A 3,664-nucleotide genomic window follows, 5' to 3' on the forward strand; every position below is an offset into this window, starting at 1 on the left:
GCTGTGCAACGCGCTCGCCCTGCTCGGCGTGAGCCACCCCGACAAGATGTGATGGAGACCCCATGTTGATGCAACGTGCCGCCAGCCCCCGCCGCCAACGAGGCAGTTTCGTGATCGGCTTGATCGTGGGCGTTCTGGTCGGCCTGGCCCTGGCCTTGGGCGTGGCGCTCTACATCGCCAAGGTGCCGGTGCCCTTCATGAACAAGGTGCCCCAGCGCACCGCCGAACAAGACGCGGCCGAAGTCGAGAAAAACAAGAACTGGGACCCGAACAGCGCGCTGCATGGCAAGCCCGCCGCCCGTCCGGGGGCCTCGGCCAGCGGCCCGGTGACGCCGCCCCCGCCGGCCGTGCCGCCCACGCTGCCCCCGCCCGTCAGCACCACCAAGCCCGACCCGGCGGCCATCCTGGCCGGCAAACCACCGGCCGAGAGCGCGGTGTCCACGAAACCGGGCGCTGATGCGTTGAGCTACTTTGTACAGGCCGGTGCGTTTGGCCGGGTTGAAGACGCTGAAGCCCAGCGCGCCAAGCTCGCGATGTCGGGCATGGCGGCCAAGGTCACCGAGCGCGAACAATCCGGCCGCACCGTGTACCGGGTGCGCCTGGGGCCTTACGACAGGAAAGAAGAAGCGGCACAGATGAAAGAAAAGTTGGAAAGCGCGGGCGTGGAGTCGGCGCTGGTTCAGGTTCAGAAGTGAGCCGCTGAACTAAACGGGCTCCGGCGCACTCCACACCCCGTCACATTGACCTCGGAAACTCACACAACATGAACCGTCGCGATTTTTCAGCACAACTGGTGGGCCTGGGCCTCGGAACCGCCGCACTGTCGGCTGGCTTGCCGGCGCTGGCGCAGGGCGCCCCGGTCGAGGGCAAGCAGTACGTTCGCCTGGGCACCCTGGCGCCGGTGAATGCGCCGGCCGGCAAGATCGAGGTGGTCGAGTTCTTCTGGTACGGCTGCCCGCACTGCAGCGCCTTCGAGCCCACGCTCGACGCCTGGTCGAAGAACCTGCCGGCCGACATTGCCTTCCGCCGCGTGCCGGTGGCTTTCCGCGAGGCCTATGCGCCACAGCAGCAGGCCTTTTATGCGCTCGAAGCGCTGGGCAAGGTCGACACCCTGCACCGCCGCGTGTTCTACGCGATCCACAACGACCGCCAGCGCCTCGAAAAGCCCGAAGACATCGCCGCCTTCATGGAAAAGAACGGCATCCCGCGCGCGCAGTTCATGGACGTTTTCAACTCGTTTTCGGTGCAGACCAAGGCCAAGCAGGCGACCCGCCTGGCAGACGCCTACAAGATCGACGGCGTGCCGGCCATGGGCATCCACGGCCGCTTCTTCACCTCGGGCACCCTGGCCGGGTCGCCTGAAAAGGCGCTGCAGGTCACCGAGCACCTGATCAAGACACTGCGCAAGGCCTGAGCCTTTTGGGCGCCGCGATCTGCGGCAAAACAGCCCAAGTACGCCTCGGCGGCATGAATCTGTCGGCTAGAATGGCCTGCAAGTTTCATGCCGCAATGACGACACACTTCTCCCCCTCCTGGACCCGGTTTTTGACCGCCTGCGCGCTCGCGCTGGGCTTGGTCGCCCTGCCCGCGCAGGCCGAAAAGGCCGACCGGCTGCAGAAGATGAAGGTCGAATCCGACCAGCCTGGCAAGGTCGACCTGCAAAACCAGATCGTCACCTTCAACGGCAACGTGGTGGTCACCAAGGGCACCATGGTCATCCGCGCCAACCGCATCGAGGTGCGGGAAAGCCCGGACGGCTACCAGTACGCCATCGCCGTCGGCAGCAGCAGCCAGCTGGCCGGCTTCCGCCAGAAGCGCGAAGGGGTCAACGAGTTCATCGAAGGCCAGGCCGAGCGGCTGGAGTACGACAGCAAGGCCGACACCATCCGCTTCATCAACAAGGCCTCGGTCAAGCGCCTGCGTGGCACCGAGGTGGCCGACGAGGTGACGGGAGCGCTCATCACCTACGACAACACGGCCGAGCTTTTCATTGTCTCGGGTGGGGCCTCGGCCGCCACGCTGTCCAACCCCACCGGGCGGGTGCGTGCGGTGCTCACCCCGCGCCAGGACTCGCCGGCTGCGGCCGAAGCGGCGTCCGCTGCCTCGGCCGCCAAGGGAGGCAAACCTTGAACGCCGCTGCGCCGCACGAGCTGCTCGCCACCACGAGCCGGCTGGAGGCCTCGGGCCTGCAAAAGAGCTACGGCGCGCGCAAGGTCGTGAAAGACGTGCGCCTGGCGGTCAACAGCGGCGAGGTGGTCGGTCTGCTCGGCCCCAATGGCGCGGGCAAGACGACCAGCTTCTACATGATCGTGGGCCTGGTGCGCGCCGATGCCGGTGAGATCAGCATCGACGGCCAGCGGGTGGAGCGCCTGCCCATCCACAAACGCTCGCGCTTGGGGCTGAGCTATCTGCCGCAAGAAGCGTCGATCTTTCGCAAGCTGACCGTCGAAGAAAACATCCGCGCGGTGCTGGAGCTGCAACACGGCCCCGAGGGCCGCGCGCTGCCCACGGCCACCATCGACAAGCTGCTGGGCGACCTGCTCAACGCACTGAGCATCGAGAAGCTGCGCGACAGCCCGGCGCCGGCGCTGTCGGGCGGCGAGCGGCGGCGGGTCGAGATCGCGCGCGCATTGGCCACGCAGCCGCGTTTCATCCTGCTCGACGAACCGTTTGCCGGCGTCGACCCGATCGCGGTGCTGGAGATCCAGCGCATCATCGGTTTCCTGAAGGCGCGTGGCATCGGTGTGCTGATCACCGACCACAACGTGCGCGAGACACTGGGCATCTGCGACCGCGCCTACATCATCAGCGAGGGGCGTGTGCTGGCCGAAGGCACGCCGACCGAGATCGTCGAAAACGCCGACGTGCGAAAGGTCTATCTCGGCGAACACTTTCGAATGTGATGAGACCCCCCCGAAGCGCCTTCGGCGCCTCCCCCCAGGGGGCGCCACCAGCGGCCCGGCAAAGCCGGTTCCGCGGTGTCCGCTCGATGTCCGCTGCGACGCGTTCCGCGTCTTGCGGGTTGTGGGCTGAACCTGCACGGGGCGAGCCGACAGCATGAAACCGTCATTGCAGGTCCGCCTGTCGCAGCACTTGGCGCTCACGCCCCAGTTGCAGCAATCCATCCGTCTGCTGCAACTCTCCACGCTCGAACTCCACCAGGAAGTCGAGCAGATGCTGGAGCAAAACCCCTTCCTCGAAGCCGAAGAAGAAACCGCGCCTGTTTTCGAGCCGATGACCGAGCGCATCTCGCCCTCGGAGCATGTGGCCGAGCGTGAAGCCGAGCGGGTGGCCGAACCGAACTCCGACTCGGCGCCCGACGAAGCCACGCCAGGGGTCGACAGTGCCGAGTTCGGCACCACCGAACGCGAAGACTGGGAAAACGGCACCGAGCGTGACGACTTCGACGGCATCCGCGAGCTGCCCAACAGCAGCGGCACCGGCACCAACAACGACAGCGACGACTTCGACCCGCAAGAGCGCAACGCCGTGGGCGAGAGCCTGCAGGAGCACCTGCGCGACCAGTTGCTCGGCATGCGCCTCTCCGCCGAAGATGCGGCCGCCGTGACCGTGCTGATCGAGTCGCTCAACGACGACGGCTACCTCGCCGACCCGCTGGAAGAGATTGCCGCGCAACTCGCCGACACCGACGCGCAGCGCGAAG

5 protein-coding genes are annotated in these 3,664 nt (G+C 66.6%); all 5 read left to right on the forward strand.

The genetic code is table 11. From position 1 onward, the window contains the following. The first annotated feature begins 62 nt into the window (after positions 1 to 62). Entirely contained in the window at positions 63 to 695 is a 633-nt protein-coding gene (locus tag RMO40_RS13350; RefSeq protein ID WP_309721926.1) for an SPOR domain-containing protein, read from the forward strand. Positions 696 to 763: 68 nt separating this feature from the next. Next, complete coding sequence (locus tag RMO40_RS13355) at positions 764 to 1,414, forward strand: thiol:disulfide interchange protein DsbA/DsbL (RefSeq protein ID WP_309721929.1); 651 nt, start codon at positions 764 to 766, stop codon at positions 1,412 to 1,414. Positions 1,415 to 1,509: 95 nt separating this feature from the next. After that, entirely contained in the window at positions 1,510 to 2,130 is a 621-nt protein-coding gene (lptA, locus tag RMO40_RS13360) for a lipopolysaccharide transport periplasmic protein LptA (RefSeq protein WP_309721932.1), read from the forward strand. Beyond that, complete coding sequence (lptB, locus tag RMO40_RS13365) at positions 2,127 to 2,903, forward strand: LPS export ABC transporter ATP-binding protein (protein WP_309721936.1); 777 nt, start codon at positions 2,127 to 2,129, stop codon at positions 2,901 to 2,903. Before lptA ends, lptB begins: the two co-directional genes overlap by 4 nt. A gap of 154 nt (positions 2,904 to 3,057) precedes the next feature. Continuing rightward, on the forward strand, positions 3,058 to 3,664 hold a 607-nt coding region (locus RMO40_RS13370), incomplete at its 3' end, for an RNA polymerase factor sigma-54 (RefSeq protein WP_489660159.1).

The sequence above is a fragment of the Rhizobacter sp. genome, assembly GCF_031412075.1.
Taxonomy (GTDB): domain Bacteria; phylum Pseudomonadota; class Gammaproteobacteria; order Burkholderiales; family Burkholderiaceae_C; genus Rhizobacter.

What these genes read in the sequence shown, in the direction of transcription:
- RMO40_RS13350 (WP_309721926.1), top strand. Translation starts at nt 63, where the DNA reads ATGTTGATGCAACGTGCCGCCAGCCCCCGCCGCCAACGAGGCAGTTTC.
- RMO40_RS13355 (WP_309721929.1), top strand. Translation starts at nt 764, where the DNA reads ATGAACCGTCGCGATTTTTCAGCACAACTGGTGGGCCTGGGCCTCGGA.
- lptA (WP_309721932.1), top strand. Translation starts at nt 1,510, where the DNA reads ATGACGACACACTTCTCCCCCTCCTGGACCCGGTTTTTGACCGCCTGC.